Here is a 24,018-nt window from a genome sequence, read left to right as displayed (position 1 = left end):
CGAGACACGCGGGCTAGAAGCCGTGCGGCAGCCAGGGTGCGACGTCCGACGCGAAGGCAACCGACGCCTCCGCCAGCGCCCCGGGGCGCAGTTCCCGGACCCGGCCCGCGCGCGCGAGCGCGGCCAGGGACACCCCGCCCAGATAGGCGGCGCCCAACTCCCTGACGGAGAGAGCCAGGTCGGGCGTGTCGCGGGTGCGCTCGCAGGACGCGCCCTTGGCGTCGCCGCTGAGCCGCCAACGTCCCTCGTTCCAGGCGCAGAAGGCGTCCTCGACCTCGAACACCACGTCCACCGGCGCCCGGTACGTACGCGCCTCCAGCGCGGCCCCCACCTCCACCGGCCGCAGATGCAGCGAGTCCCGCAGCCGCATCCCGCACCGCCGGACGTCGGAGACCAGATACTGGAACGGATCGTCCGCGGGCCGGTTGCGCGCCCGGACCGTCGAGGTCAGATCGATGTCGAAGAGAAAACGCCAAAGCGCCGCGTACGCCACCGGGTCGGGCGCGTGCACGTCCCGCAGCTCGATCGTGCCCTTGGGGCCCGAGCTGTCCCACTCCGGCCTGTTGCGGAAGAGCGCGAATCCCACGACCTCGCCGTGCCGCTCCGCCAGGACACACTGGAGCGGCGACATGCCGTCCTTCTCCTGGTCGGCGTCGACGACGGGCAGCCGCTCCCAGCCCGGCGGGCGGGCGACCATCCCCGGCCGTCCCGCGACGTCCTTGGCGTACACCGCCTCGCACGCGTCCCGTACAGCCCGGTCATCCGGGGTCACCCGACGTATGCGTACATCGTCGGCACCCTCGGGCACCGTGATCCGCACCCGGCTCGTGTCGATCTCCGCCGAGAGCTGCTGGGTCGCGATGCCGTAACCGAACCGTCCGTAGATCACCGGCTCGGACGCCGTCAGCACGGCGAGCGGTTCGCCCAGGGCCCGGACCTCATCGAGCTGGCGCCGCATCATCGACGTGAGGATCCCGCGCCGCCGGTGCGTGGCCGCCACGCTCACCATCGTCACACCGGCCGTGGGCACCAGCGCGCCACCGGGCACCGACAGCCGGAAGCTGAATGCCCCGGCGGTGCCGACGCACTCGTCCCCGTCCCAGACACCGACCGAGCGCTCGCACTCGGTCAGCTCCCGCCACAGCGCGTGCTCCCCGTCCGACTGCGCCACACCACCGAACGCGAGCTCCAACGCCCCGTACCAACAGTCCCATTCGGACGCGTCCAGCACCCGTAGATCAGTCGTCATGTGCCATGAGTACCAGGGCCGCGTCGAGCAGGCGACCCGATTTCGAACGCATTGTCACGGGGGTCCCCCCTGCACGGTGGGCGGCTGGATCGATAGGGTCCACCACAATGGCCGGTGTCGCGGGAGCGGAGTCGTATTCGGCCCGGATGCGCATGACGCTGCACCGGGTCCGCAACGCCGTGCGCAAATCAGGGGTGGACTACTTCCGGGGCGACGGCTCCGACTGGATCGCGCTCGCCGGCCTGCTGCTCACCATCCCGGCCATCGCCATCGCCACGATGGCGATCCCCGTCTGGTGCGCGCCCTCCGCCCTCGTCCTCCCGATCGTGGCCGGCGGACTGCTGCTGCGGCCCGCGAGCCTGCTCAGCCTGTACGCCGCCGGTGCCGCCGCCCTGATCATCGAGTCCATGGTCCTCGGCCCTTACACGGACGGTCCCGGCCGGGTCACGCCCGGCACGGTGCTGGTGGTGGCGGCCTGCGGACTCTTCGGTCTGCTGATCGCCCAGTTCCGGGCCCGGGTCGGGGTGCCGTGGCGGCGCGGCGGGACGATGCTCTTCGACCTGCGCGAACGCATCCGGGTGCAGAGCGCCCTGCCCCGCCTGCCCCAGGGCTGGCACCGCGAGATGGCGCTGCGCCCGGCCGGAGGCCAGTCCTTCTCCGGCGACTTCGTGGTGGCGGCCAGGACGAACGGCGGCCGCAGCCTCGAAGTCGTCCTCACCGATGTCTCGGGCAAGGGCATGGACGCGGCCTCCCGCGCCCTGCTGCTGTCGGGCGCCTTCGGCGGCCTGCTCGGCTCGCTCCCGCCCCACGGCTTCCTGCCGGCGGCCAACGGCTATCTGCTCCGTCAGGACTGGGAGGAGGGCTTCGCCACTTCCATCCACCTCGTTCTCGACCTCGACTCGGGCGACTACGAGCTGCTCTCGGCGGGCCATCTGCCCGCCCTCCAGCTCCACGCGGGCACCGGCCGCTGGGACGAGATGTCGGGCGAGGGCCCGCTGCTCGGCGTCTACGACGGCGCCCAGTTCGATCCCGTCAAGGGCAATCTGCGCCCCGGGGATGTCCTGATGCTTTTCACGGACGGCCTGGTCGAGGCCCCCGGGCGCGATATCGCGGAAGGCATCGACCGCCTCACCGGAGAAGCCGACCGCTATGTCGGCACGGGCTTCGAGGGCGCCGCCTGGCACCTGATCGAAGCCATCGCCAAGGACGTCAACGACGACCGGGCGCTGCTGCTGATCTGCCGCGAGGCCTGACGCGGCCCGAAGCGGTACGAGACGAACGCCACCCGAGGGCCGTGCTCCCCGGCTGCGGTTCGTCCTTAAGATGCATCTGGAGTTATCGGTACCTAATCACCCAATCAGACCCATTGCACGGAAGCGGCGGCCACGAGCGTCATGACCACCACTGAGATCGCTGTTCCCCCGAAGAGAGCCGGCCGGCCGTACGCGACGGCAGGGGCGCTCGTCGGCGGCCTGGCCTTCGGCGTCCTGACCAACCTGGCCCAGGGTTGGCTGCCCGGTTCCTGGAACCAGATACCCAACTCCGGAGCGGTCTGGTCCGTCGCCGCGTTCGTGGCCGGCGCGCTGCTGGCCGGCCGGGTGTCCCGAGTGGGTCTCGCCGTCGCCGGGCTCGCGGCCGAGCTGGCCCTCGTCGTCGGCTACTACGGCTACGCGGAATTCGGCCGCGACGGCATGGGCGCCCTCTACTGGCCGCTCGTCTGGGTGGCCATGGCCTGTATCGCCGGACCGGTCTTCGGCATCGCGGGCGGCTGGTGGCGACAGGGCGGGACAACGCGCCAACGCGTCCTGGGACTGGCCGCGCTCGCGGGCGTCTTCGGCATGGAAGGCATCCACTACGCCTGGAGCCTGCACTACATGACCCAGGCGTCGGTCTGCCTCGCGGTCCTGGTGCTCGTCCCGCTGCTCATGGCCCGCTCCCACCGGGAGCGCGCGCTGACCCTGCTGACGGCGCTCTCGTTCTCGCTCCTCGCGTATGTGCTGGTCATGGGCTCCCTGGGGTCACTCGGGGGCTGACCCGGCCCACGGACCGCCTGCCCACGGACTGCCTGCCCACAGACCGCCGGCCGTCAGGCGGAGGCCGCGCCGACGCAGAACTCATTGCCTTCGGGGTCGGCCATCACCACGTGGTGCCCCTCGAACTCCCCGAGGACGCTCCCGCCCGCCGTCACCAGCCGCTCGGCCTCCGCCGCGATCCGCGCCCATCGCTCCTCGGGACTGCCGTGGCCCGGCACCCGGACGTCGATATGAAGCCGGTTCTTCGCGGTCTTGGGCTCGGCGACCTTGAGGATGCAGAGCCGGGGGCCGACCCCGTCCGGATCACAGAGCCACGCCCCGTCGTCCACGGAGTCGTCCTCCGGCAGGTCGAAACTCGCGTGCCACTCCTCGCGGGTCGCGAAGGGAGCGGGCGGCGGCTCGTCGACATACCCGAGCGCCGTCTTCCAGAACCCGGCGAGGAGCGGCGCGTTCGTACAGTCAAAGGTCAGATCGATTCTGGCTGCCATGACAGGACCGTACTGCGCGCCTCTGACAATCCGTGTCCGGCGCCCGGCAGGCCTCCAGCGCCAGCCGTGTCTGGCTCCACCCGCGCTGTTCGCGCTCGCGTCGGATGTTGGCCCCGATGCTGCTCCCCATGGGCCAAGTCTGGCCGACAGTTGGCCGACACGTGGCCGCTAGCCGTAGACCGACCTCGGGCGGGAGGGTGTGGAGCGCACCACCCTGCTGTCGGGTGAAAACCGGCTTGGCTGTCCTGCTTGACGGTCGGCAGCCGGGCGAATCGGAAGGAAGAAGAGTGATCAGGATGCACAAGGCCAGTGGCGGCGGAGACCGACTGCCCGGGGAGCCTTACCCGGGACCGCACCAGCCGCCGAGCCCGGATGGTGGGCCAGGTGTTCCCAACCCGCCCAAAGGTGAGGCTCTCACTCAGTGACTTCTGACGCACACCAGGAGCGCCCCGGCCGCACCGAGCTGGGGCGCGTCCTCATGGCCGGGGGCGTGCTCTCCTCGGACTGGGCCCCCTCGTTCGTTGCTGTTCCCCGGTCCTCGTTCCTGCCGGATCTCATCTGGCCGTACGACATGGAGTCGGGGCAGAGCGTCCCCGTTTCGCGTTCGGAAGAACCGGATTCCTGGTACGCCTACGCGGATGCCGACACGCCCGTTGTCACGCAGTGGGATGACGGCAGGCACGACGGCACCGCTCCGGGCGTAGTCGCGACCTCTTCCGCCTCTATGCCCTCCGTCGTGTTCCGTATGCTCCACGACCTGGACGTACGGCCCGGCGACCGTGTCATGGAGATCGGGGCGGGAACCGGCTGGAACGCCGCTCTACTGGCTCACCGGCTGGGGCCGGAGAACGTGGTCACGCTGGAACTGGACTCCGTGGTCGCCGCCGAGGCGCGTACGGTCCTTGAGGCATTCGGGATGAACGTCAGGGTCATCAACCGGGACGGTGCCACGGGATACCCAGAAGGGGGGCCGTACGACCGGATCATCGCCACCTGCGGCTTCCGGTCCATTCCGTTCGCTTGGGTGGAGCAGAGCCGACCGGGCGCGGTGATGGTGGTCCCGTGGGGGACGCATTACGGCAACGGGGACGCCGTGGCACGCATGGTCGTCGCAGACGACCGAGTCAGTGCCACGGGCGCGTTCACGGGTCCGGTGGAGTTCATGAAGGCGCGAGCCCAGCGCCTTTCACCTGTCGTGCACTCCGAGTACGTCAACGGCACCTTGGCCGTCCGCGACAAGTCGTCCACCACGGTCAGCGAGGACGCGTTCATGGGGCAGCGATTCAGTCCCCAGCGGTTCGCCGTGGGGCTGCGGGTCCGCGATTGCGTTCACGTGGTGGCCGAGAAGCGCGAGGGCAGGCGGCCTGTGTGGCTCTACGGACTCACTGACCGGTCATGGGCGTGCGTGCAGTTCCACGACGGCCAGGACGCAGACGTGTGGCAATCCGGCCCCCGCCGGCTCTGGGACGAAGCCGAAGCGGCGTACCAGTGGTGGAACGAGAAGGGAAAGCCGGACTACGACCGCTTCGGACTCTCCGTCACGGCCGACGGGCAACAGGCGTGGCTGGACGACCCAGCGGATTGCTGGCCGGTCTGAGAGGGCGGACTGCCGTGGCCCGGCACCCGGACGTCGATGTGAAGCCGGTTCTTCGCCGTCTTCGGCTCGGCGACCTTGAGGATGCCGAGCCGGGGGCCGACCCCGTCCGGATCACAGAGCCACGCCCCGTCGTCCACGGAGTCGTCCTCCGGCAGGTCGAAACTCGCGTGCCACTCCTCGCGGGTCGCGAAGGGGGCGGGCGGCGCAGATCGATTCTGGCTGCCATGACAGGACCGTACTGCGCGCCTCTGACAATCCGTGTCCGTCAGATGGTGGTGTCAGTGGTGGGGTGGGCAGAGGACGAGCAGGCAGCTCTGGATCTTGACGTCGTCGATGACGGGGCCTCCGTAACCGGGGTTGGTGCTGACGAAGGTCAGGGTGACGGAGGTGTTCAGCAGGGTGGTGAAGACCGCGGTCTGCTGGACGTAGCCCATGCTGCGGCGGCCGTGGCCGGTGATGTCGAAGCTGAAGGTCTTCAGGGGCGAGCTGTTGACTCTGAGTTCGCCCGTTTTGAGGGCGGGGAGCCACTCCGGGTTGCCCGCCAGCTTGAAGCTGACGATGTACGAGGTCAGCGGCAGCGTTGAGATCTTCCGCGAGACGCTGCCGGACGTACTGCCGTTGAGGTCGAGGGACTGGTGTCCCTCGGCGGCGTCCCACAGACGGTCGTTGGTGAGGTCGACGCTGTCGCCGCCGACCGTCCAGGGGCCCATGGGCTGTCCGCCGAGGTAGTCGGTGAACGTGTACGGGGCCGGAACGAGCGGGGTTTCGAAGCCGTCGGCGGACGCGCCGGCGGCCGCCACTCTGTCGGTTGTGCCCTCTGCACGCGGCGCGGCGGTGGCGGGGGTGGCGGACAGCAGGAGAGCTGCGGCGGACAGGGCGGTGACGGACAGGTGCACTGGGCGCATCTGGCCCCTTCGGTCGGTGCGACGCCATACGACGGGGCTCCCGGCTGAGAACCCATTCGGAGTCTGCGGGCCGCCTTGCAACCGGCCAAGGGCCCCGCTGCCGCGCACGGGAGCAGAACGAGCAGGCCGGAGGCGGCCCTCGGGGGCGAGCGGCGCGCGGACAACGTCCGTACGCCCCCTGGCATACGGATGTCCTGACCTCGGGGAATGCCGCGTACCCCGTCCACCGTGGCCCCACTGCCGCAGGGGGCGTCCGCGCCGGGGCGCCCGAACGTCGGCGCGCTCCGACGACCAGGGGGAGCACGGGGTGGGCCGTGCAAGCTGGTGTTGTTGTCTGCGGGTCAGGGCCGAGGGGTATTCGGGGTGGGGCGGGTCGTGTTGAGCACTGTGGGGCCGCCCCTTGCTGTTTGATTGTCGCGGCTCCGGGCCGGGCATCAAGGGCGCTCCTTCGTCGCGTCGGCTACGCCGATTCCGCTGCGCTCCACCCTTGACCCCCGTCCCTCCACCGCAAGTGAAGGCAGTGGGGGGCGGCCGGGGGAGGGTTCCCCGGGAAGCCAGGATCTTGGCGGATGCGCTTTGCCGACCTCGGGCCTGTAGTGGATTGCGCGGCAGTGGAATGGGGCGGCCCGGCACCGGCTCAGCGGCAAACCCTCATCAGTCGTCCGAGGCACAAGCAGGTGTCTGAGCTGGGTGGGCACTGAGATACTCACGCCGTGGATACGAGCACGACAGTGGATGGGATACGGCCGGGCCAGGGTTCAGGCCGTCCCATGCAATGGGCGCTGCGTTCCGCAGGACTGGCGGATGTCGAGGTGATCGCGGAGCTGCGGGCGACGGTGATGCGCCCGGACCTGGAGCGGTTGGGTCGATTCGATGAACATCGGGTCCGGCAACGGCTGCGGGATTCCTTCTCGCCGCAGCACACCTCGGTCATCGTGGCCGAAGGCGCCTTCGCGGGCTGTGTCACCGTCCGACCGGCCGAGGACGGGCAGCAGCTGGAGCATTTCTACCTTGCTCCAGGCATGCAGGGCCGGGGGCTCGGTTCCGCTGTCCTGCGAACACTGCTGGACCGAATCGACGCCGACGGAGTGCTCGTCCGCCTGAATGTCCTGCAAGGCAGCGCCGCCCGCCGACTGTATGAGCGCCACGGCTTCTTCGTAGAGAGCCAGGACCCCATCGACGTCTACATGGTCCGACAGCCGGATATGCGTCTCACAAGCTCCTAGCGCACCCCTTAGCGCAAGACCGACCGACAGGCAGCCCAATCGTCCGGGCAAATGGGTACATATCAGGGCGTCTCGGCCCCTCGTACCCGCTTCTGGGGTGTCATGCGATCACGGAGCTCAGACACCAGCTTGTGCCTCGGCCACAGACGGTGGTTGGTCGCTGAGCCGGTGCCGGGCCGCCCCATTCCACTGCCGCGCAATCCACCCACAGACCGGTGGACGGCAAAGGGCCCCCGCCAAGATCCTGGCTTCCCGGGGAACCCTCCCCCCGGCCGCCCCCCACTGCCTTCACTTGCGGTGGAGGGACGGGGGTCAAGGGTGGAGCGGAGCGGAATCGGCGTAGCCGACGCGACGGAGGAGCGCCCTTGATGCCCGGCCCGGAGCCGCGACAATCAAAGAGAAAGGGGCGGCCCTCCGGTGCTCAACGCGACCTGGTCCGCCCCGACTACCAGCTTCTGAGTCGCAGACGACAGGTTCAGCTTCGGTTGAGGTCGCCGCTTGCGGCGGCGGTGACGAAGGTGGTGAAGGCGTGCGGGGCGACGGCGAAGACCGGGCCGTCGGGGTTCTTCGAGTCGCGGACGGCGACGGCGGCGGTGCAGGTGGCGACCTCGACGCACTGGCCGCCGGTGTCGCCGCTGTAGCTCGACTTGTGCCAGGTTGCGTTGCCGACCGGCGCGCACTCCACGCAGTCGCCGCCGGTGTCGCCGCTGTGGCTCGACTTACGCCAGCGTGCGCCCGTCAGGTTCAGGTTGTTCTCCATAGCGCTCCTCCAGTACCCGGGCGATCAGTTCCGCCGATTCCCCCACGGAGAGCGCGGCGGCCTGCAAATGATCGTAACGGAGCGAACGAGACTTGACTTCTTGTGGATTGGCCGTCGGATGGCCGGTCTCATACCCCTCGGTGTAAGCGATGTCAGGATCGTCGTCGAAGCGCAGGACGTTGAATGAGCCCATCAGCCCAGCGTGCGCACCGGCCCCGAACGGCAGGACCTGGATCTGCACCCACTCCGCATCCCGGTAGGACAACAGGTGGGCGAGTTGGTTCCGCATCACCTCACGGCCGCCGATCTCCTGATAGAGCACCGCCTCGCTCAGCACTACCCAGACCAGCGGAGGGTGCTCCCGCTTAAAGATGCGCTGGCGCTCCATCCGGGCTGCGACCCGCTCATCCAGTTTCTCCACAGTCATGACGCCCAGTACGGCCCGTGCGTACTCCTCCGCTTGGAGAAGCCCGTCGACCAATTGCGTCTGGAAGGAGCTGATGTACGTCGCCCGCGCCTCCATCTCCGCGTACTGCTGGAACCACGGCGGAAGTTGGCTCCGCAGCACCAGTGGTACCAGTCGGCTCAGCGCCCCTCCCGTACCCAGCGCCGCGTCAACCCTCTCCGCGAACGGCCTGGTTGGAACCTTCCTCGCCGTCTCGATCTGGCCGATCAGTGAGCCGGTGCAGTAGATGATCGCGCCCAGCTGCTTCTGGTTGAGATTCGCGGCTTCGCGCAGCCGTCGCAGCTCGGCGCCGAAGTAATCCAGCGGGGACGCGCTGGGGTCCAGCTCACGGATGGTTGACACGACGGCCTCCAACGTTACGGAGCGTTTCTTCTAGTCCGTAGCCGAGCGTAGCCATGTCGTCGCACGGTTGGGGGGTGAATGCGACAACCCAACCCCATCGAGCTGGAGTTAGCGTGCTGCAGAGCGCAGAGTTTCCCCCGAGTTGTTACAGCATGAGCTTCACTGTGGGTGAGCACTCCGCCCGGCACTTGCGACGCATCGTGCATACGTATCTGTGTGCCTGGGACCTGGAAGACCTGTGTGATTCGGCGGAATTGGCCCTCACCGAGCTGCTCGCCAATGTGGTGCGCCATGTGCCGGGCCGTGGCTGTTCGGTGCTCTTCATGTGGCAGCCGGACTCTCTGCGCGTCGAAGTGACGGACAAGGAGCCGCGGCTGCCCACGGTGAAGGAGCTTCAGGACCCCACGGAACTGTCCGAGGACGGCCGGGGCTTGCTTCTCATCGACGCGGTGACCGACCGGTGGGGCGTGACGCCACGCCCCGGCGGTGGCAAGACCGTGTGGTTCGAGTGCGAGGCGAAACGGCAGCAGTCAGCTGACGACTGACTGTGGCTCCCGTGTCGGCTCGCCCTCCCTGGGAGTGCCGCCATGGCCGACACCGCCGTCGCCGTCACCACCGCCGCCCCCGCTCCGGCCACCCGGCAAAATCCGGGCCAGCCAGTGCGACCGGCCGGCGGCCAGCGGGCCGAGGACGGCCAGGACCAGGACGTAGCCCGCGATGAAGGGGGCGAGCCGCGCGTCGAGGCTCGCTCCCGCCGCCATCGTGGCGAGGATCAGGGCGAACTCGCCCCGCGCCAGCAGCGTTGTGGAGATGTTCGCCGCCGGTCCTGCCCCGAAGCCGAAGATCTTGGCTGCGGAGAGTCCCGCGAGGACGTTCATCACCAGCGTCACGGCGACGGCGGCGAGCACCGGCCACAGCACGGTCGGGAGATCGCCCGGGTTGATCGACAGGCCGAAGGCGAAGAAGAAGATCGCGCCGAACGCGTCGCGCAGCGGGTGGACGAGCTTGCGGATCCGGTCGCCCGAGGTCGTACCGCCGAGCATCAGGCCGACCATGAAGGCGCCGATGGCGTCCGCGACACCGAACCACTCGGAGACGCCGGCCACCAGGACGGCGATGCCGAGGAAGGAGATGACGAGCAGTTCGTCGTCCTTGGTGGCGATGAAGCGTCCGACGATCTTCGTCCCGTACCGGGCGGCGAGCGCGAGCAGCAGCAGGAAGCCGAATGCCTTTCCACCGTCCACCACGGCCGCCGAGAGGCTGTCCGCACCGGACAGGATCGGCTGGAGCGCGGCGAGGTAGAGGGCCAGGAAGATGTCCTCGACCACGATGATGCCGAGGATCGGCTTGGTCTCCGGATTGCCGATACGGCCCAGGTCGACCAGGACCTTGGTGACGATCGCGGACGAGGAGATGCCGAGGACCCCCGCGAGCACCAGCGCCTCGGACGTGCCCCAGCCCAGGGCGAAGCCGAAGCCGAGACCGGCGCCGACGTTCAGGGCGAGGTACGCACCGCCGGCGAGGGCCATCTTCCGGCCGCCCGCTTTGAGGTCGTCCAGATGGAATTCCAGGCCGAGGTAGAAGAGCAGCAGGACCAGGCCGAGAGCGGAGAGCATCTCCAGGTCGTGCGGGTCGGAGACCAGCACGATGCCGGGGGTGTGCGGGCCGAGGAGGATCCCGGCCAGGATGAACAGCGGAATGGTGGGCAGCTCGATGCGGCTGCCGAGGCGGGCGAGTACGGCGGCGGCGAGGAAGGCGCCGCCCATGGCTATGAGGGTCTCTGCGTGTCCGATGGGGTCGTTCCTCCGTCGTAAGGTCAAGAGTGCGTCAAGGAACCGTCAGTAATTAGTTTACCAAATGGTTTATCGGGCAACTGTCGCATCCCGGTCAGCCTCGCGGCGGGCGCTCCTGTGGCTCGTACAAGCAGGGCCGCGCACCCGGCCCGTGCCCGTACAGTCGGCCCATGCCGTATCTGACCCTGTCCGAGGTCGAGTCCCTCGCCCGCGCGGCCCATGCCGCCCAGACCGACAAGGCGGGACGTCCCTACGCCGAGCACCTGGCGGCGGTCGCCGAGGGGGTACGGGCGCGGGGCGGCTCCGACGAGCAGATCGCCGCAGCGTGGCTGCATGACGCGGTCGAGGACGACGCGCTGTCCAGGGAATGGCTCGACGCGGCCGCACTGCCGCAGCCGGTGAAAGAGATGGTCCTCGCCGTCACCAAGGTGAAGGGCGAGGACGTCCGTACGTACGCCCGGCGGATACTCGCCACGCCGGGGGCGCTGCTGGTCAAGGAGTCCGACCTCGCGCACAATGCCGATCCCGCGCGGCTCGCCGTGCTCGACGAGCCCACGCGGGACCGTCTTACCGAGAAATACCTGAGGATGCGCCGACTGCTTGACCTGCCGACTGACGGTCAGGCGCAGGCGCAGGCATAGGCGCAGCCTTGGCCGGACCGGCCGTGGTCGCCGTCGTAGCCCGACCCGCCGCCGCGCCCGGCGAACCGTTGCCGCCGTCCCCATCGCGCCCGAACGCCCATCCCATCTCCGGCTCGGTGGCGAAGCGGAACAGCCGGCGCACCGGAGGCGTGCACAGCACCGTTACCGCCGCGGCGGCCAGTACGGACAGCGCGATCTTCCCGGTGGCGCTCGTCAGCCACGGGTAGCTGTCGAAGAGCCCCGCGAACACCGCGCCCTTGACCAGGAATCCGTGCAGCAGATAGCCGCAGATGGTCCCCGTGCCCAGCACCGTGAACCACATCCGGCGACGCGGCACCCAGGCCAGGAATCCGGCCGAGAGCAGCAGCGAGCAGCCGAAGAGCGCGAAGGTCATCACGGGCCCCGACCACCACGGGGCGTCCAACTGCTGGGCGCTGGAGCCGTGGTAGAGCCAGCCGGGCCGCATCCGGGTCGCGGCCCAGTACGCGACGAGCGCCGCGCCCGCGAACAGCGGTACCGCCAGCAGCCGGACCTCGCGCCGCCGCACCAGCTGGAAGTGCTCGGGCTTGAGGCACAGTCCCAGGACGAAGTACGGCAGGAACTGCAGCACGCGCTGGAGGTTGAGGTCGTCACCGATGTCCGGGGTGAGTGACGCGAGCGCGGCGACGGCCAGTGCGACCGGCAGTGGGTGGCGCAGCGCGCGCCAGATCGGGGTGGTCAGCCGCCAGACGAACAACGCGGCCAGGAACCAGGTGAGATACCAGGGGTCGAGCAGGCTGATCGGGTGGCCGGGGGAGTCGTCCGCGTACCGCTTGAAGAGCGAGTAGGCCAGCTCGAAGAGCACGTACGGCACGGCGATGCCGGTCACGAGCCGTTTGATCTGGTGCGGGCGGGCGGTGAAACTCCGGGAGAAGTAGCCGGAAATGATGATGAAGGCCGGCATGTGGAAGCTGTAGACGAGCAGGTAGAGCGCCTTGGTGGCGCGGCTGCCGTCCATGACCGGTTCCCAGGAGTGCGCCACCGCCACGAGCACGATCGCCAGGTACTTGGCGTTGTCGAAGAACGCGTCTCGTTCAGTGGACACCGGGTGCTGATTCGGCATCCGCTCGGCGGACCGCCGAACGGCCGGTCCCGGCGTGTCGGCCACCGTCGGAGTCGGGGTTCTGGGGGTGGGCTCCTGCTGCCTTGCCCGGGGGAGCGGGGACCTCGTATATCCATGGGGCGCCTGGAACATCTGAGGCACCCTAGCCGCGCGTATTGCAATTCGTAAAACCTCCTGCCCAGGTAGTCCATTCGAATCTGAAACCGCCGACAACCGGGCACTATGCCCCAATTAATCGGGTTAAATGGTGTGTTTCGTCGGGCTGCGGCCCGGTTGCGACCGGGCCGTGGCCACAGCTGTGACTCCCGGTTGATTACCGCGACGCCCATCATGGGAATGGCCTGTGAATGGAATGTGTGTGCGATGAAACGGCCGGCTCGAATTCACGTCCGCATTCGTCCGACGCCCCCGCGCGCCGGAGCCGTACCGGCGCGACGCGCCGGGCGTGCGATTGGCGTGATCCCTACGGCGACGATTCGTCACCCGGCAACATCCGCAGGGAGGTTGATGGCACGATGGTCCGAGCGGGGCGCACGACGTCGTGTACCCCCGCCTGGCAGGGGTACAGGGCAAGGCAGGACCGACCAAGGGTGTGATCAGTTGTGGCCATTTCACTGTCTGTGGTGGTGCTGTTGGCGGTCATCCTCGTGGTGCTGATCCGCGGTGGCTCCCTCAAGGCCGGACCCGCGGTCGTCGCGGTGCTCTTCGGCTTCTTCCTCGCCTCCACCAACATGGCTCCGTCGGTGAACCGGTTCCTCAACTCGATAGCCGACACCGTCAGTCAGATCAGCTTCTGAGCCGGATCAGCTTCTGAGCCGACCAGTGTCTGAACCGATCAGCGTCTGACGCCTCCGAACGGCCGCGCCGCGAACGCCGCCGGCCCGACCGGTGGCATGTCCACCTGATCGGGCCGGAGGCTGTGGAGCGGGCGACGGGAATCGAACCCGCGTAGCTAGTTTGGAAGACTAGGGCTCTACCATTGAGCTACGCCCGCACAGTGCGCGCCGCAGGTCGTGCGACCGCGGCATGGTCAGCATCGTAGCGGGTCCTGGCGGTTCACCGCACACCCGTAAGGACGCCACCCCGCGAGACCGGCCGGGACCGTTCGCCGCGCACTCGTCAAAGACTTTGCCACGCACCCGCTGAAGATACCGACGCGGCGGCCGGGGGCATGTACCCTACGTGTCGCACCGACGGGGTGTGGCGCAGCTTGGTAGCGCGTCCGCTTTGGGAGCGGAAGGTCGTCGGTTCGAATCCGGCCACCCCGACCAGTCCAGTCAAGATCACATTGTGGGGCGCTTCCTGCTTGCGGTTACTATGCAAGCTGCGTGCCCGTGTGTCTGAAGAGTCTCTGAAGAACCGGGCCGATCCGCTGGGCCGCCGCAGTGCGGCGGACACAGCAGAACCCCAGAATCAGCCACCAAGGAGACCGAACCGTGAAGAGCGCCGTGGAGACCCTGAACCCGACTCGGGTTCGGCTCACTGTCGAGGTGCCCTTCGAGGAGCTCAAGGACAGCCTCGACGCGGCGTACAAGAAGATCAACCAGCAGGTCACGGTGAAGGGCTTCCGTAAGGGCAAGATCCCGGCCCGAGTCATCGACCAGCGGTTCGGGCGTGGTGCTGTGCTGGAGGAGGCCGTCAACGACGCCCTCCCGAAGTTCTACACCGAAGCGGTCAACGAGGGTGAGCTCAATGTCCTCGGCCAGCCCGATGTCGACATCACCGAGCTGAAGGACGGCGAGCTGCTGGCCTTCACCGCCGAGGTCGACATCCGCCCCGTCATCGAGATCCCGGACTACTCCGGTATCGAGGTCACCGTCGACTCCGTCGAGGTCACCGACGAGGACATCGAGAAGTCGGTCGAGGAGCTCCGCGACCGCTTCGCCTCCACCAACCCGGTCGAGCGCGCCGCCGTCGAAGGCGACGTCGTGACGATCGACCTGGAGGCCAAGGTCGACGGTGAGGTGCTGCCCGACGGCGTCGCCAGCGCCGTGCAGTACACCATCGGCTCCGGCGAGCTGCTCGACGGCATCGACGAGGCCGTCACCGGCCTGGAGGCCGGCGGCGAGGCCACCTTCACCTCCGAGCTGAAGGGCGGCACCGCCGAGGGCAAGGCCGCCGAGGTCACCGTCAAGGTCACCCAGGTCGCCGCCCGCGAGCTCCCCGAGCTGGACGACGAGTTCGCCCAGATGGCGAGCGAGTTCGACACGCTCGACGAGCTGAAGGCCGACAGCCGCAAGCGCCTCGAGAACATGAAGCAGTACGACCAGGCCACCCAGGCCCAGGAGCGCGTCCTCGACGAGCTGCTGAAGCTGGCCGAGGTCCCGATCCCCGAGAAGCTCCTCGCGGACGAGATCAACACCCGCAAGCACAACCTTGAGCACCACCAGCTCGGCCAGATGGGCCTCGACCTCGCGAAGTACCTGGAGATCCAGGGCAAGACCGAGGAAGAGTTCGACGCCGAGACCAAGGAGCAGGCGGTCAAGGGCATCAAGACCCAGTTCATCCTGGACGAGCTGGTGAACAAGGAGAAGCTGAACGTGAACCAGGAGGAGCTCACCGAGCACCTCATGCGTCGCGCGCAGTCCTCCGGCATGTCCCCCGACCAGTTCGCCCAGGCGGTCGTCGAAGGCGGCCAGGTGCCGATGCTCGTCGGCGAGGTCGCCCGCGGCAAGGCGCTCGCGGTGGTCGTCGAGGCCGCCAAGGTCGTCGACACCAACGGTGAGCCGGTCGAGCTGGACGACGACGAGGACGAGACCGCCGAGACGGTCGAGGCCTCCTCGGACGACGCCGGCGACGCCGCTCCGGCCTCCGACGCCGAGCAGGGCGAGGACAAGGGCGGAAAGACCGAGGCCTGAGCGGTCTCGTTCTGAGCACGAGGACGGGCCCCGGGTGCGAGACGCGCCCGGGGCCCGTTCCGTCCGGCCCGCAGAACCCGCCGGAAGACCCCGGCGGTCCCCCGGGTCGGGACAGGGCCCACAGGCCCTCTGGAGCCCGCACAGAGCCTCAACTACCTTGCGCTCCCAGCGAACAGCCACGGAAGCGGGATGGCGCCCGCCGACCAGCGCGTTAGGGTCCATGAATACGAGGGCAGGGGAGTATCCCGTCCCCGGTACGAAGACGCTGAGACGGCCGCAGCCGTCAGAGACGAGCAGGTGTATACGTGACGAATCTGATGCCTTACGCCGCCGGTGAGCCGTCCCTCGGTGGTGGCCTCGGCGACCAGGTCTACAGCCGACTGCTCGGAGAGCGGATCATCTTCCTCGGCCAGCAGGTGGACGATGACATCGCCAACAAGATCACGGCGCAGCTCCTCCTTCTCGCGGCCGAACCCGACAAGGACATCTACCTCTACATCAACAGCCCCGGTGGCTCGGTGACGGCCGGCATGGCCGTCTACGACACCATGCAGTACATCCCGAACGACGTGGTCACCATCGGTATGGGCCTCGCGGCCTCGATGGGCCAGTTCCTGCTGACCGGTGGCACCGCGGGCAAGCGCTTCGCGCTGCCGCACACCGACATCCTCATGCACCAGGGGTCCGCGGGCCTCGGTGGCACCGCCTCCGACATCAAGATCCAGGCCGAGCAGCTGCTCCGTACGAAGAAGCGCATGGCGGAGATCACCGCCCGCCACTCCGGCCAGACCGTCGAGACGATCATCCGCGACGGTGACCGCGACCGCTGGTACACCGCGGACGAGGCCAAGGCGTACGGGCTCATCGACGAGATCATCTCCGCTGCCTCGGGCGTTCCGGGCGGCGGCGGCACCGGGGCCTGACCCCGCCCCGATCAGCCGGCCCAGCCCACCGAACGTCACAGGATGGTGAACACCCACATGAACAACTACTCCGCGAGCGGCCTCTACACCGGCCCGCAGGTGGACAACCGCTACATCGTCCCGCGCTTCGTCGAGCGCACCTCGCAGGGCGTGCGTGAGTACGACCCGTACGCGAAGCTCTTCGAGGAGCGCGTGATCTTCCTCGGTGTGCAGATCGACGACGCGTCCGCCAACGACGTCATGGCGCAGCTGCTCTGCCTGGAGTCGATGGACCCGGACCGCGACATCTCGATCTACATCAACAGCCCCGGCGGCTCGATGACGGCGCTCACCGCCATCTACGACACGATGCAGTTCGTGAAGCCGGACATCCAGACCGTGTGCATGGGACAGGCCGCCTCCGCCGCCGCCGTGCTGCTCGCCGCCGGCACCGCCGGCAAGCGACTGGCCCTGCCGAACGCGCGCGTGCTGATCCACCAGCCGTCCAGCCAGACCGGCCGGGAGCAGCTCTCCGACCTGGAGATCGCGGCCAACGAGATCCTCCGGATGCGTGCCCAGCTGGAAGACATGCTGGCCAAGCACTCCACCACGCCGATCGAGAAGGTTCGCGACGACATCGAGCGCGACAAGATCCTCACTGCCGAGGACGCGCTCGCGTACGGCCTGGTCGACCAGATCGTGTCGACCAGGAAGACCACGGCCGCAGCGGCCGCCTGACGCACCCGGCGCCCTCGGCGCGGTTCGCACGACCATGTGAACCGCGCCGAGGGGGGCCCGAACGGGGGCCCGGGCAAGGTACCGTCGGATATGAGGCACAGGAGCCGCTGAACCAGGCTGCTCCCAGGCGAAGGGGAAGCACCTCGTGGCACGCATCGGTGATGGCGGCGACCTGCTCAAGTGCTCGTTCTGCGGGAAGAGCCAGAAGCAGGTGAAGAAGCTCATCGCAGGTCCCGGTGTGTACATCTGCGACGAGTGCATCGACCTCTGCAACGAGATCATCGAGGAGGAGCTCGCCGAGACCTCCGAGGTGCGGTGGGAGGAACTGCCCAAGCCGCGCGAGATCTACGAGTTTCTCGAGGGGTACGTCGTCGGGCAGGAGCCCGCGAAGAAGGCCCTCTCGGTGGCGGTCTACAACCACTACAAGCGCGTCCAGGCCGGGGAGAACGGCGGCGGGACCGGGCGGGACGACGCGATCGAGCTCGCGAAGTCGAACATCCTGCTGCTGGGCCCGACCGGCTCGGGCAAGACCCTGCTCGCCCAGACGCTGGCGCGCATGCTGAACGTTCCGTTCGCCATCGCCGACGCGACGGCGCTGACGGAGGCCGGCTACGTCGGCGAGGACGTCGAGAACATCCTGCTGAAGCTGATCCAGGCGGCGGACTACGACGTCAAGAAGGCCGAGACCGGGATCATCTACATCGACGAGATCGACAAGGTCGCCCGCAAGAGCGAGAACCCGTCGATCACCCGCGATGTCTCCGGCGAGGGCGTCCAGCAGGCCCTGCTGAAGATCCTGGAAGGCACCACGGCCTCGGTCCCCCCGCAGGGCGGCCGGAAGCACCCGCACCAGGAATTCATCCAGATCGACACGACCAACGTGCTCTTCATCGTGGGCGGCGCCTTCGCCGGTCTTGAGAAGATCATCGAGTCGCGCGCCGGCGCGAAGGGCATCGGCTTCGGCGCGACGATCCGCTCGAAGCGCGAGATCCAGGCGAGCGACCAGTTCCAGGAGGTCATGCCGGAGGACCTGGTGAAGTTCGGGATGATCCCGGAGTTCATCGGCCGTCTGCCGGTCCTCACCTCGGTCCACAACCTGGACCGCGAGGCCCTGCTCCAGATCCTCATCGAGCCGCGCAACGCGCTGGTGAAGCAGTACCAGCGCCTCTTCGAACTCGACGGCGTGGAACTGGACTTCGACCGCCCGGCCCTGGAGGCCATCGCCGACCAGGCGATCCTGCGCGGTACCGGCGCGCGCGGGCTGCGCGCCATCCTCGAAGAGGTCCTCCAGTCGGTGATGTACGAGGTGCCGTCCCGCAAGGACGTGGCCAGGGTCGTCATCACGGCGGAGGTCGTCCGCGACAACGTCAACCCGACGCTGGTCCCGCGCGAGCCGCGCATCGTCAAGAACGACGGCCGTCACGAGAAGTCCGCGTAGCGGTTCCACGTACGTACCACGCGTACCACGCAGGGGCGCCCGGCCAGTCCAACTGGCCGGGCGCCCCTGCGTGTTGGGTCCGCTGCTACAGCTTGACGCGGACCTCGTTGCGCAGCTTGGCGGTGGTGGCGGCGGCGTCCTCGAGCGGGACGGTCTTGCCGGCCATGGCGCTCGCCAGCTCGATGTTCATGGAGAAGCCGAGGGTGCTGTGGTCGCCCCAGATGCAGATCGGGAAGGTCATCTCCTTCGGCCCTTCGGCGTCACCGGTCGCCGAGCCCGGGTCGTTCGCGGTCTTGAGGTTCTGGCACTTCATGACGGCGTCCTTCAGGCCGGCCGGCTTGTACTCCTCGGGAGTGCCGACCATCTCGCCCGCGTCCTTGTTGTCGGGGTCCGCCGCGGACTTCTTCGTCATATAGGCGAACATGGCGTCGACGACCTTCTCCGGGTCGTCGATCTCGCCGTAGACCCCGCCGAAACTCAAGTACTTGGCGGCCAGCGGATTGTCCTCGCTCACCGCCTCGTAGCCGGCGGACACGTCCTTGGGGTTCGTCACCCCCCACGCCTCGGCGTCCTTGAGGTCGCTCTCGCTCATACCGGTGTCGTTGGCGCTGCTGTCGGTCTTCTTGTACTCGCCGCCGAGCACCGTGGCCGGCGTCGTCAGCTTGTGCGGGCCGTCGTCGGCTATCGAGCTGCCGCCACCGCCGGACGTCAGGAAGTACGCGCCGCCGGCGATCACCGCGAGCGCCACGACGACCGCGCCGATGATCAGGCCGGTCTTCTTCTTCGGCGCGGGGCCCGGAGGGGGCGGGAACTGGCCGCCTCCGTACGGAGGCTGCTGCGGCGGCTGGCCGTACGGGCCAGGCTGACCGTAAGGGCCCGGCTGGCCTGGCTGCTGCGGGTAGCCGTAGCCCGGCGGAGGCGGGGGCTGCTGCGGCGGGACACCCTGGGGGGCCTGCTGCGGGTAACCGTAGCCGGGCTGCGGCTGGCCCTGCGGCGGCTGCTGGCCGTAGGGGCCCGGCTGGCCCTGCGGCGGCTGCTGACCGTAAGGACCCTGCTGGCCGTACGGTCCAGGCTGCTGGGGCTGCTGCCCACCGTACGGGCCCGGCTGGTTGTGACTCATGTGCTCTGTCCCCTCCAGATGCTTATGCGTTCCGAACATCCTGTCGGAAGAGGCGGTGGCGCGGGCCGCCGGGGGCGGCACCGTTACGGAACAACCCGTTTCAGTACGCGGCTGTGACACCTCTAAACTGAGCCTCGTGACCGAGAACCCTCAGCAGCAGCCAGCCAGCAACCCCGAACTGCCGACCCAGTACGCGCCGGCCGAGGTGGAGGGGAAGCTGTATGAGCGCTGGGTAGACCGCGGTTACTTCGAAGCGGACGAGAAGAGCGACAAGCCGCCGTACACCATCGTCATCCCGCCGCCGAACGTCACCGGCAGCCTGCACCTCGGGCACGCCTTCGAGCACACGCTCATCGACGCCCTCACCCGCCGCAAGCGCATGCAGGGGTACGAGACCCTGTGGCAGCCCGGCATGGACCACGCCGGTATCGCCACGCAGAACGTGGTCGAGCGCGAGCTCGCCAAGGAGGGCAAGTCGCGCCACGACCTGGGCCGCGAGGAGTTCGTCGAGCGCGTCTGGCAGTGGAAGGCCGAGTCCGGCGGGCAGATCTCCGGGCAGATGAAGCGGCTCGGCGACGGCGTCGCCTGGTCGCGTGAGCGCTTCACCATGGACGAGGGGCTGTCCAAGGCCGTCCAGACCATCTTCAAGAAGCTGTACGACGACGAGCTGATCTACCGCGCCGAGCGCATCATCAACTGGTGTCCGCGCTGTCTGACCGCCATCTCGGACATCGAGGTCGAGTATCAGGACGACGACGGCGAGCTGGTCTCGCTCAAGTACGGCGACGGTGAGGACTCCGTCGTCGTCGCGACCACCCGCGCCGAGACGATGCTCGGTGACACGGCCGTCGCCGTCCACCCCGACGACGAGCGGTACGCGCACCTCGTCGGCAAGCAGATCAAGCTGCCGCTCACCAACCGTACGATCCCGGTCGTCGCCGACACCCATGTCGACCCGGAGTTCGGCACGGGCGCCGTCAAGGTCACCCCGGCCCACGACCCGAACGACTTCGAGATCGGCCGGCGGCACAACCTGCCGAACATCACGGTCATGGACGAGCGCGCCGTGATCACCGCGCCGGGCCCCTTCGAGGGACTCGACCGGATGGAGGCGCGCAGCGCCATCGTCGGCGCGCTGCAGGCCGAGGGCCGCATCGTCGCCGAGAAGCGTCCGTACACCCACTCCGTCGGACACTGCTCGCGCTGCAAGACGACCATCGAGCCGCGGCTGTCCCTCCAGTGGTGGGTCAAGGTCGAGCCGCTGGCGAAGGCCGCGGGCGACGCCGTCCGTGACGAGCGAGTCAAGATTCACCCGAAGGAGATGGAGTCCCGCTACTTCGGCTGGGTCGACAACCTCCACGACTGGTGTATCTCCCGGCAGCTGTGGTGGGGCCACCGCATCCCCGTCTGGTACGGGCCGAACGGTGAGACCGTCTGCGTCGGTCCCGACGACGAGGCTCCGACCGGCGAGGGCTGGACGCAGGACAAGGACGTCCTGGACACCTGGTTCTCGTCCGGCCTGTGGCCGTTCTCCACGCTGGGCTGGCCCGAACAGACCCCGAGCCTCGAGAAGTTCTATCCCAACTCGGTCCTGGTCACCGGCTACGACATCCTCTTCTTCTGGGTCGCCAGGATGATGATGTTCGGCCTGTACGCGATGGACGGCACGCCGCCCTTCCACACCATCGCGCTGCACGGCATGGTCCGCGACCAGTTCGGCAAGAAGATGTCGAAGTCCTTCGGCAACGCGGTCAATCCGCTGGACTGGATGGACAAGTACGGCTCGGACGCGGTCCGCTTCACCCTCGCGCGCGGCGCCAACCCGGGCGTCGACGTCCCGATCGGCGAGGACTGGGTGCAGGGCTCCCGCAACTTCGCCAACAAGATCTGGAACGCCACCCGGTTCGCGATGATGAACGGCGCGACCGTCGAGGGCGAGCTGCCCACCGCGGCCGACATGTCCGCCGCGGACCGCTGGATCCTGTCCCGGCTGAACGAGACCGTCGCCCAGGTCGACGCGTACTACGAGGACTACCAGTTCGCGAAGCTCAGCGACGCCCTCTTCCACTTCGCGTGGGACGAGGTCTTCGACTGGTACGTCGAGCTGTCCAAGACCACGTTCATCGAGGGCGGCGAGCCCGCGAAGGTCTCAGGGCGGGTCCTCGGCGAGGTCCTCGATGTCACGCTGCGGCTGCTGCACCCGATCGTCCCGTTCGTCACCGAGACGCTGTGGACCACGCTCACCGGCAAGGAGTCGGTGGTCATCGCCGACTGGCCGGCCGACAGCGGCTTCCGTGACAAGGCCGCCGAGCGGGAGATCGAGAACCTCCAGCAGGTGATCACCGAGGTCCGCCGGTTCCGCGCCGACCAGGGTCTCCAGCCCGGTCAGAAGGTCCCGGCCCGGCTGGATCTGTCGGGCACGTCGCTCGCCGCGCACGAGGCGGCCATCCGCCAGCTGCTGCGTCTGCAGCCGGAGGGCGAGGGCTTCCACGCCACCGCCACGCTGCCGGTCGCGGGCGCGACGGTGGCCCTGGACCTGTCCGGCACCATCGACGTCGAGGCGGAGCGCAAGCGTCTGACGAAGGATCTCGGCGCCGCCGAGAAGGAGAAGGCCCAGGCGACGGCGAAGCTCGGCAACGAGGCGTTCCTCGCGAAGGCCCCGGACAATGTCGTCGACAAGATCCGTACCCGGCTCGCCAAGGCCGAGGCGGACATCGAGCGGCTCACGGCGCAGGTGGCGAGTCTGCCGCAGGGCTGACGCCCGTACGCAACGACACCGAGGCCCCCCGGCCCGCGACGGCCGGGGGGCCTCGGTGTCGGCGGCGCTCCGTAGACTGGTCCCGTGAGCGAGCACCGTCCTTCCGACCAGCCCGGCGAGTACGACGATTTCGATGAGATCGTCGGCGCCGAGACCGAGCGCGACCCCGACCTCGCGGTGATCGCGGCCGGCAGCCGTACCCTGCGCGCCCAAGCCGGGCCGTCGCAGGACGACGGCGTGCCGGCCCGCCCCCAGGACCCGGAGGTGGACAAGGCGCTGCGCGCCGTCGAGCAGGAGCTCGCGGGGCGCTGGGGTGAGACGAAGCTCGACCCGTCGCTCGCCAGGATCGAGGCGCTGATGGATGTGCTGGGCGACCCCCAGCGCGCCTATCCGTCGATCCACATCACCGGGACCAACGGCAAGACGTCCACGGCGCGGATGATCGAGGCGCTGCTCGGCGCGTTCGAGCTGCGCACCGGCCGGTACACCAGTCCGCACGTCCAGTCGGTCACCGAGCGGATCAGCCTGGACGGCGCCCCGATCTCCGCCGAGGGGTTCATCGAGACGTACGAGGACATCAAGCCGTACATCGAGATGGTCGACGGCGCGCAGGAGCACCGGCTCTCCTTCTTCGAGGTGCTGACCGGCATGGCGTACGCCGCTTTCGCGGACGCCCCGGTGGACGTGGCCGTCGTCGAGGTCGGCATGGGCGGCAGCTGGGACGCGACGAATGTCATCGACGGCTCCGTGGCCGTGGTCACCCCGATCGCCCTGGACCACACGGACCGGCTCGGATCCACGCCCGGCGAGATCGCCGGGGAGAAGGCCGGGATCATCAAGCCCGGCGCGACGGTGATCCTGGCGCAGCAGCCGGTGGACGCCGCGCAGGTGATGCTCAAGAAGGCCGTCGACGTGGACGCGACGGTCGCCCGCGAGGGCATGGAGTTCGGGGTGGTGGCCCGTGAGGTCGCCGTCGGCGGCCAGCTGCTGACCCTGCGCGGACTCGGCGGTGAGTACGAACAGGTCTTCCTTCCGCTGTACGGCGCCCACCAGGCGCACAACGCGGCGGTGGCGCTCGCCGCCGTGGAGGCGTTCTTCGGCGTCGGCGCCCAGCAGGCCCGCCTGCTGGACATGGACACGGTCCGCAAGGCGTTCGCCTCGGTCTCCTCGCCGGGCCGGCTGGAGGTCGTCCGGCGCTCGCCCACCGTGGTGCTGGACGCGGCGCACAACCCGGCCGGCGCCCGCGCGGCCGCCGAGGCCGTCACCGAGTCGTTCGGCTTCAGCCGGCTGATCGGTGTGGTCGGCACCAGCGACGACAAGGACGTCCGCGGGGTCCTCGAAGCACTGGAGCCGATCTGCGCGGAGCTGGTCGTCACGCAGAACTCCACGCATCGCGCGATGAACGCGGACGAACTGGCCGGCGTCGCCGTCGAGGTCTTCGGTGACGAGCGGGTCCAGGTCGAGCCGCGCCTCGACGACGCGCTGGAGGCGGCGATCACGCTCGCCGAGGAAGAGTCCGAGTTCGCGGGCGCCGGAGTGCTGGTGACCGGCTCGGTGATCACGGTCGGCGAGGCCCGGCTGCTCCTGAGGAGGGGCTGAACC

At 68.8% G+C, this 24,018-nt stretch carries 21 protein-coding genes, 2 tRNA genes and 1 pseudogene; 14 read left to right on the top strand and 10 right to left on the bottom strand.

All coding sequences use genetic code 11. The annotated features are described in order from the left end of the window. Positions 1–13: 13 nt before the first annotated feature. Positions 14–1,249 (bottom strand): GNAT family N-acetyltransferase, encoded by a 1,236-nt coding sequence (locus ACFVWW_RS19470; RefSeq protein ID WP_386877552.1) that lies wholly within the window; start codon positions 1,247–1,249, stop codon positions 14–16. 107 nt (positions 1,250–1,356) lie between these two features. Here ACFVWW_RS19470 and ACFVWW_RS19465 point away from each other — a divergent pair, with 107 nt between their 5' ends. Then, positions 1,357–2,502, top strand: coding sequence for a PP2C family protein-serine/threonine phosphatase (locus tag ACFVWW_RS19465; RefSeq protein ID WP_384188252.1), 1,146 nt, complete (start codon positions 1,357–1,359; stop codon positions 2,500–2,502). Positions 2,503–2,643: 141 nt separating this feature from the next. Beyond that, positions 2,644–3,282: a DUF6518 family protein gene (locus ACFVWW_RS19460; protein ID WP_384333001.1), complete on the top strand. Its 639-nt coding sequence runs from the start codon at positions 2,644–2,646 to the stop codon at positions 3,280–3,282. A 53-nt stretch (positions 3,283–3,335) separates the two neighbouring features. Here ACFVWW_RS19460 and ACFVWW_RS19455 read toward each other — a convergent pair whose 3' ends face one another. Continuing rightward, positions 3,336–3,770 carry a VOC family protein gene (locus tag ACFVWW_RS19455; protein ID WP_386877551.1) on the bottom strand — a complete coding sequence of 145 codons (435 nt, stop codon included), beginning with the start codon at positions 3,768–3,770 and terminating at the stop codon, positions 3,336–3,338. A 421-nt stretch (positions 3,771–4,191) separates the two neighbouring features. On the opposite strand from ACFVWW_RS19455, the gene ACFVWW_RS19450 reads away from it, so the two are divergent. Beyond that, positions 4,192–5,367: a methyltransferase domain-containing protein gene (locus ACFVWW_RS19450; RefSeq protein ID WP_386877550.1), complete on the top strand. Its 1,176-nt coding sequence runs from the start codon at positions 4,192–4,194 to the stop codon at positions 5,365–5,367. Between the two features lie 5 nt (positions 5,368–5,372). Here ACFVWW_RS19450 and ACFVWW_RS19445 read toward each other — a convergent pair. Continuing rightward, positions 5,373–5,570 (bottom strand): annotated as a pseudogene (locus ACFVWW_RS19445) (VOC family protein); the annotation flags it as partial. A 75-nt stretch (positions 5,571–5,645) separates the two neighbouring features. Further along, positions 5,646–6,272, bottom strand: coding sequence for a DUF642 domain-containing protein (locus ACFVWW_RS19440; protein WP_386877549.1), 627 nt, complete (start codon positions 6,270–6,272; stop codon positions 5,646–5,648). A 770-nt stretch (positions 6,273–7,042) separates the two neighbouring features. Between ACFVWW_RS19440 and ACFVWW_RS19435 the strand changes: the two genes are divergently transcribed. Then, a complete protein-coding gene (locus ACFVWW_RS19435; RefSeq protein WP_386877725.1) occupies positions 7,043–7,498 on the top strand; it encodes a GNAT family N-acetyltransferase in 456 nt (151 codons plus the stop codon). Positions 7,499–7,973: 475 nt separating this feature from the next. Here ACFVWW_RS19435 and ACFVWW_RS19430 read toward each other — a convergent pair whose 3' ends face one another. Next, positions 7,974–8,258: a DUF397 domain-containing protein gene (locus ACFVWW_RS19430; RefSeq protein WP_386877548.1), complete on the bottom strand. Its 285-nt coding sequence runs from the start codon at positions 8,256–8,258 to the stop codon at positions 7,974–7,976. Continuing rightward, positions 8,218–9,066: a helix-turn-helix domain-containing protein gene (locus ACFVWW_RS19425; RefSeq protein WP_386877547.1), complete on the bottom strand. Its 849-nt coding sequence runs from the start codon at positions 9,064–9,066 to the stop codon at positions 8,218–8,220. Before ACFVWW_RS19425 ends, ACFVWW_RS19430 begins: the two co-directional genes overlap by 41 nt. Positions 9,067–9,218: 152 nt before the next feature. On the opposite strand from ACFVWW_RS19425, the gene ACFVWW_RS19420 reads away from it, so the two are divergent. Beyond that, a complete protein-coding gene (locus tag ACFVWW_RS19420) occupies positions 9,219–9,611 on the top strand; it encodes an ATP-binding protein (protein ID WP_384188237.1) in 393 nt (130 codons plus the stop codon). Here ACFVWW_RS19420 and ACFVWW_RS19415 read toward each other — a convergent pair. Then, complete coding sequence (locus ACFVWW_RS19415; protein WP_386877546.1) at positions 9,597–10,832, bottom strand: cation:proton antiporter; 1,236 nt, start codon at positions 10,830–10,832, stop codon at positions 9,597–9,599. The two genes, ACFVWW_RS19420 and ACFVWW_RS19415, sit on opposite strands and share 15 nt — an antisense overlap. A 197-nt stretch (positions 10,833–11,029) precedes the next feature. Here ACFVWW_RS19415 and ACFVWW_RS19410 point away from each other — a divergent pair, with 197 nt between their 5' ends. Beyond that, complete coding sequence (locus ACFVWW_RS19410; RefSeq protein WP_386877545.1) at positions 11,030–11,500, top strand: HD domain-containing protein; 471 nt, start codon at positions 11,030–11,032, stop codon at positions 11,498–11,500. On the opposite strand, the gene ACFVWW_RS19405 is transcribed toward ACFVWW_RS19410, so the two are convergent. Beyond that, positions 11,427–12,734, bottom strand: coding sequence for an acyltransferase family protein (locus tag ACFVWW_RS19405; RefSeq protein ID WP_386877544.1), 1,308 nt, complete (start codon positions 12,732–12,734; stop codon positions 11,427–11,429). The two genes, ACFVWW_RS19410 and ACFVWW_RS19405, sit on opposite strands and share 74 nt — an antisense overlap. Before the next feature lie 470 nt (positions 12,735–13,204). Between ACFVWW_RS19405 and ACFVWW_RS19400 the strand changes: the two genes are divergently transcribed. Continuing rightward, entirely contained in the window at positions 13,205–13,399 is a 195-nt protein-coding gene (locus ACFVWW_RS19400) for a hypothetical protein (protein ID WP_384188231.1), read from the top strand. A gap of 123 nt (positions 13,400–13,522) precedes the next feature. On the opposite strand, the gene ACFVWW_RS19395 is transcribed toward ACFVWW_RS19400, so the two are convergent. Beyond that, positions 13,523–13,596 (bottom strand) — tRNA-Gly (locus ACFVWW_RS19395). 200 nt (positions 13,597–13,796) lie between these two features. Here ACFVWW_RS19395 and ACFVWW_RS19390 point away from each other — a divergent pair. The 5 genes from ACFVWW_RS19390 (at position 13,797) to clpX (ending at position 18,538) form a co-directional block, all read left to right on the top strand. Continuing rightward, positions 13,797–13,873 (top strand) — tRNA-Pro (locus ACFVWW_RS19390). Positions 13,874–14,038: 165 nt separating this feature from the next. Then, positions 14,039–15,460: a trigger factor gene (gene tig, locus ACFVWW_RS19385; protein ID WP_384188229.1), complete on the top strand. Its 1,422-nt coding sequence runs from the start codon at positions 14,039–14,041 to the stop codon at positions 15,458–15,460. A 317-nt stretch (positions 15,461–15,777) separates the two neighbouring features. Beyond that, complete coding sequence (locus ACFVWW_RS19380; RefSeq protein ID WP_384188331.1) at positions 15,778–16,383, top strand: ATP-dependent Clp protease proteolytic subunit; 606 nt, start codon at positions 15,778–15,780, stop codon at positions 16,381–16,383. A gap of 42 nt (positions 16,384–16,425) precedes the next feature. After that, the gene (locus ACFVWW_RS19375) at positions 16,426–17,100 is read left to right on the top strand and encodes an ATP-dependent Clp protease proteolytic subunit (protein WP_384188227.1); all 675 of its coding nucleotides are present in this window, start codon (positions 16,426–16,428) and stop codon (positions 17,098–17,100) included. A gap of 145 nt (positions 17,101–17,245) precedes the next feature. Then, on the top strand, positions 17,246–18,538 hold the full coding sequence (clpX, locus tag ACFVWW_RS19370; protein WP_384188226.1) for an ATP-dependent Clp protease ATP-binding subunit ClpX: 1,293 nt from the start codon (positions 17,246–17,248) through the stop codon (positions 18,536–18,538). 85 nt (positions 18,539–18,623) lie between these two features. Here the strand turns inward: clpX and ACFVWW_RS19365 are convergent, their stop codons facing one another. Next, positions 18,624–19,658: a hypothetical protein gene (locus ACFVWW_RS19365; protein WP_384332972.1), complete on the bottom strand. Its 1,035-nt coding sequence runs from the start codon at positions 19,656–19,658 to the stop codon at positions 18,624–18,626. Between the two features lie 136 nt (positions 19,659–19,794). Here ACFVWW_RS19365 and ACFVWW_RS19360 point away from each other — a divergent pair, with 136 nt between their 5' ends. Both ACFVWW_RS19360 and ACFVWW_RS19355 read left to right on the top strand, forming a co-directional pair. Then, positions 19,795–22,416 carry a valine--tRNA ligase gene (locus tag ACFVWW_RS19360; protein ID WP_386877543.1) on the top strand — a complete coding sequence of 874 codons (2,622 nt, stop codon included), beginning with the start codon at positions 19,795–19,797 and terminating at the stop codon, positions 22,414–22,416. A gap of 84 nt (positions 22,417–22,500) precedes the next feature. Then, the gene (locus tag ACFVWW_RS19355; RefSeq protein ID WP_384192262.1) at positions 22,501–24,015 is read left to right on the top strand and encodes a bifunctional folylpolyglutamate synthase/dihydrofolate synthase; all 1,515 of its coding nucleotides are present in this window, start codon (positions 22,501–22,503) and stop codon (positions 24,013–24,015) included. Positions 24,016–24,018: the final 3 nt, after the last annotated feature.

Origin of the sequence: Streptomyces sp. NPDC058198, assembly GCF_042882605.1 — a bacterium.
Taxonomy (GTDB): Bacteria; Actinomycetota; Actinomycetes; order Streptomycetales; family Streptomycetaceae; genus Streptomyces.
The sequence above is the reverse complement of the archived record's forward strand: the minus strand, read 5'-3'. Positions and strand labels throughout refer to the sequence as shown.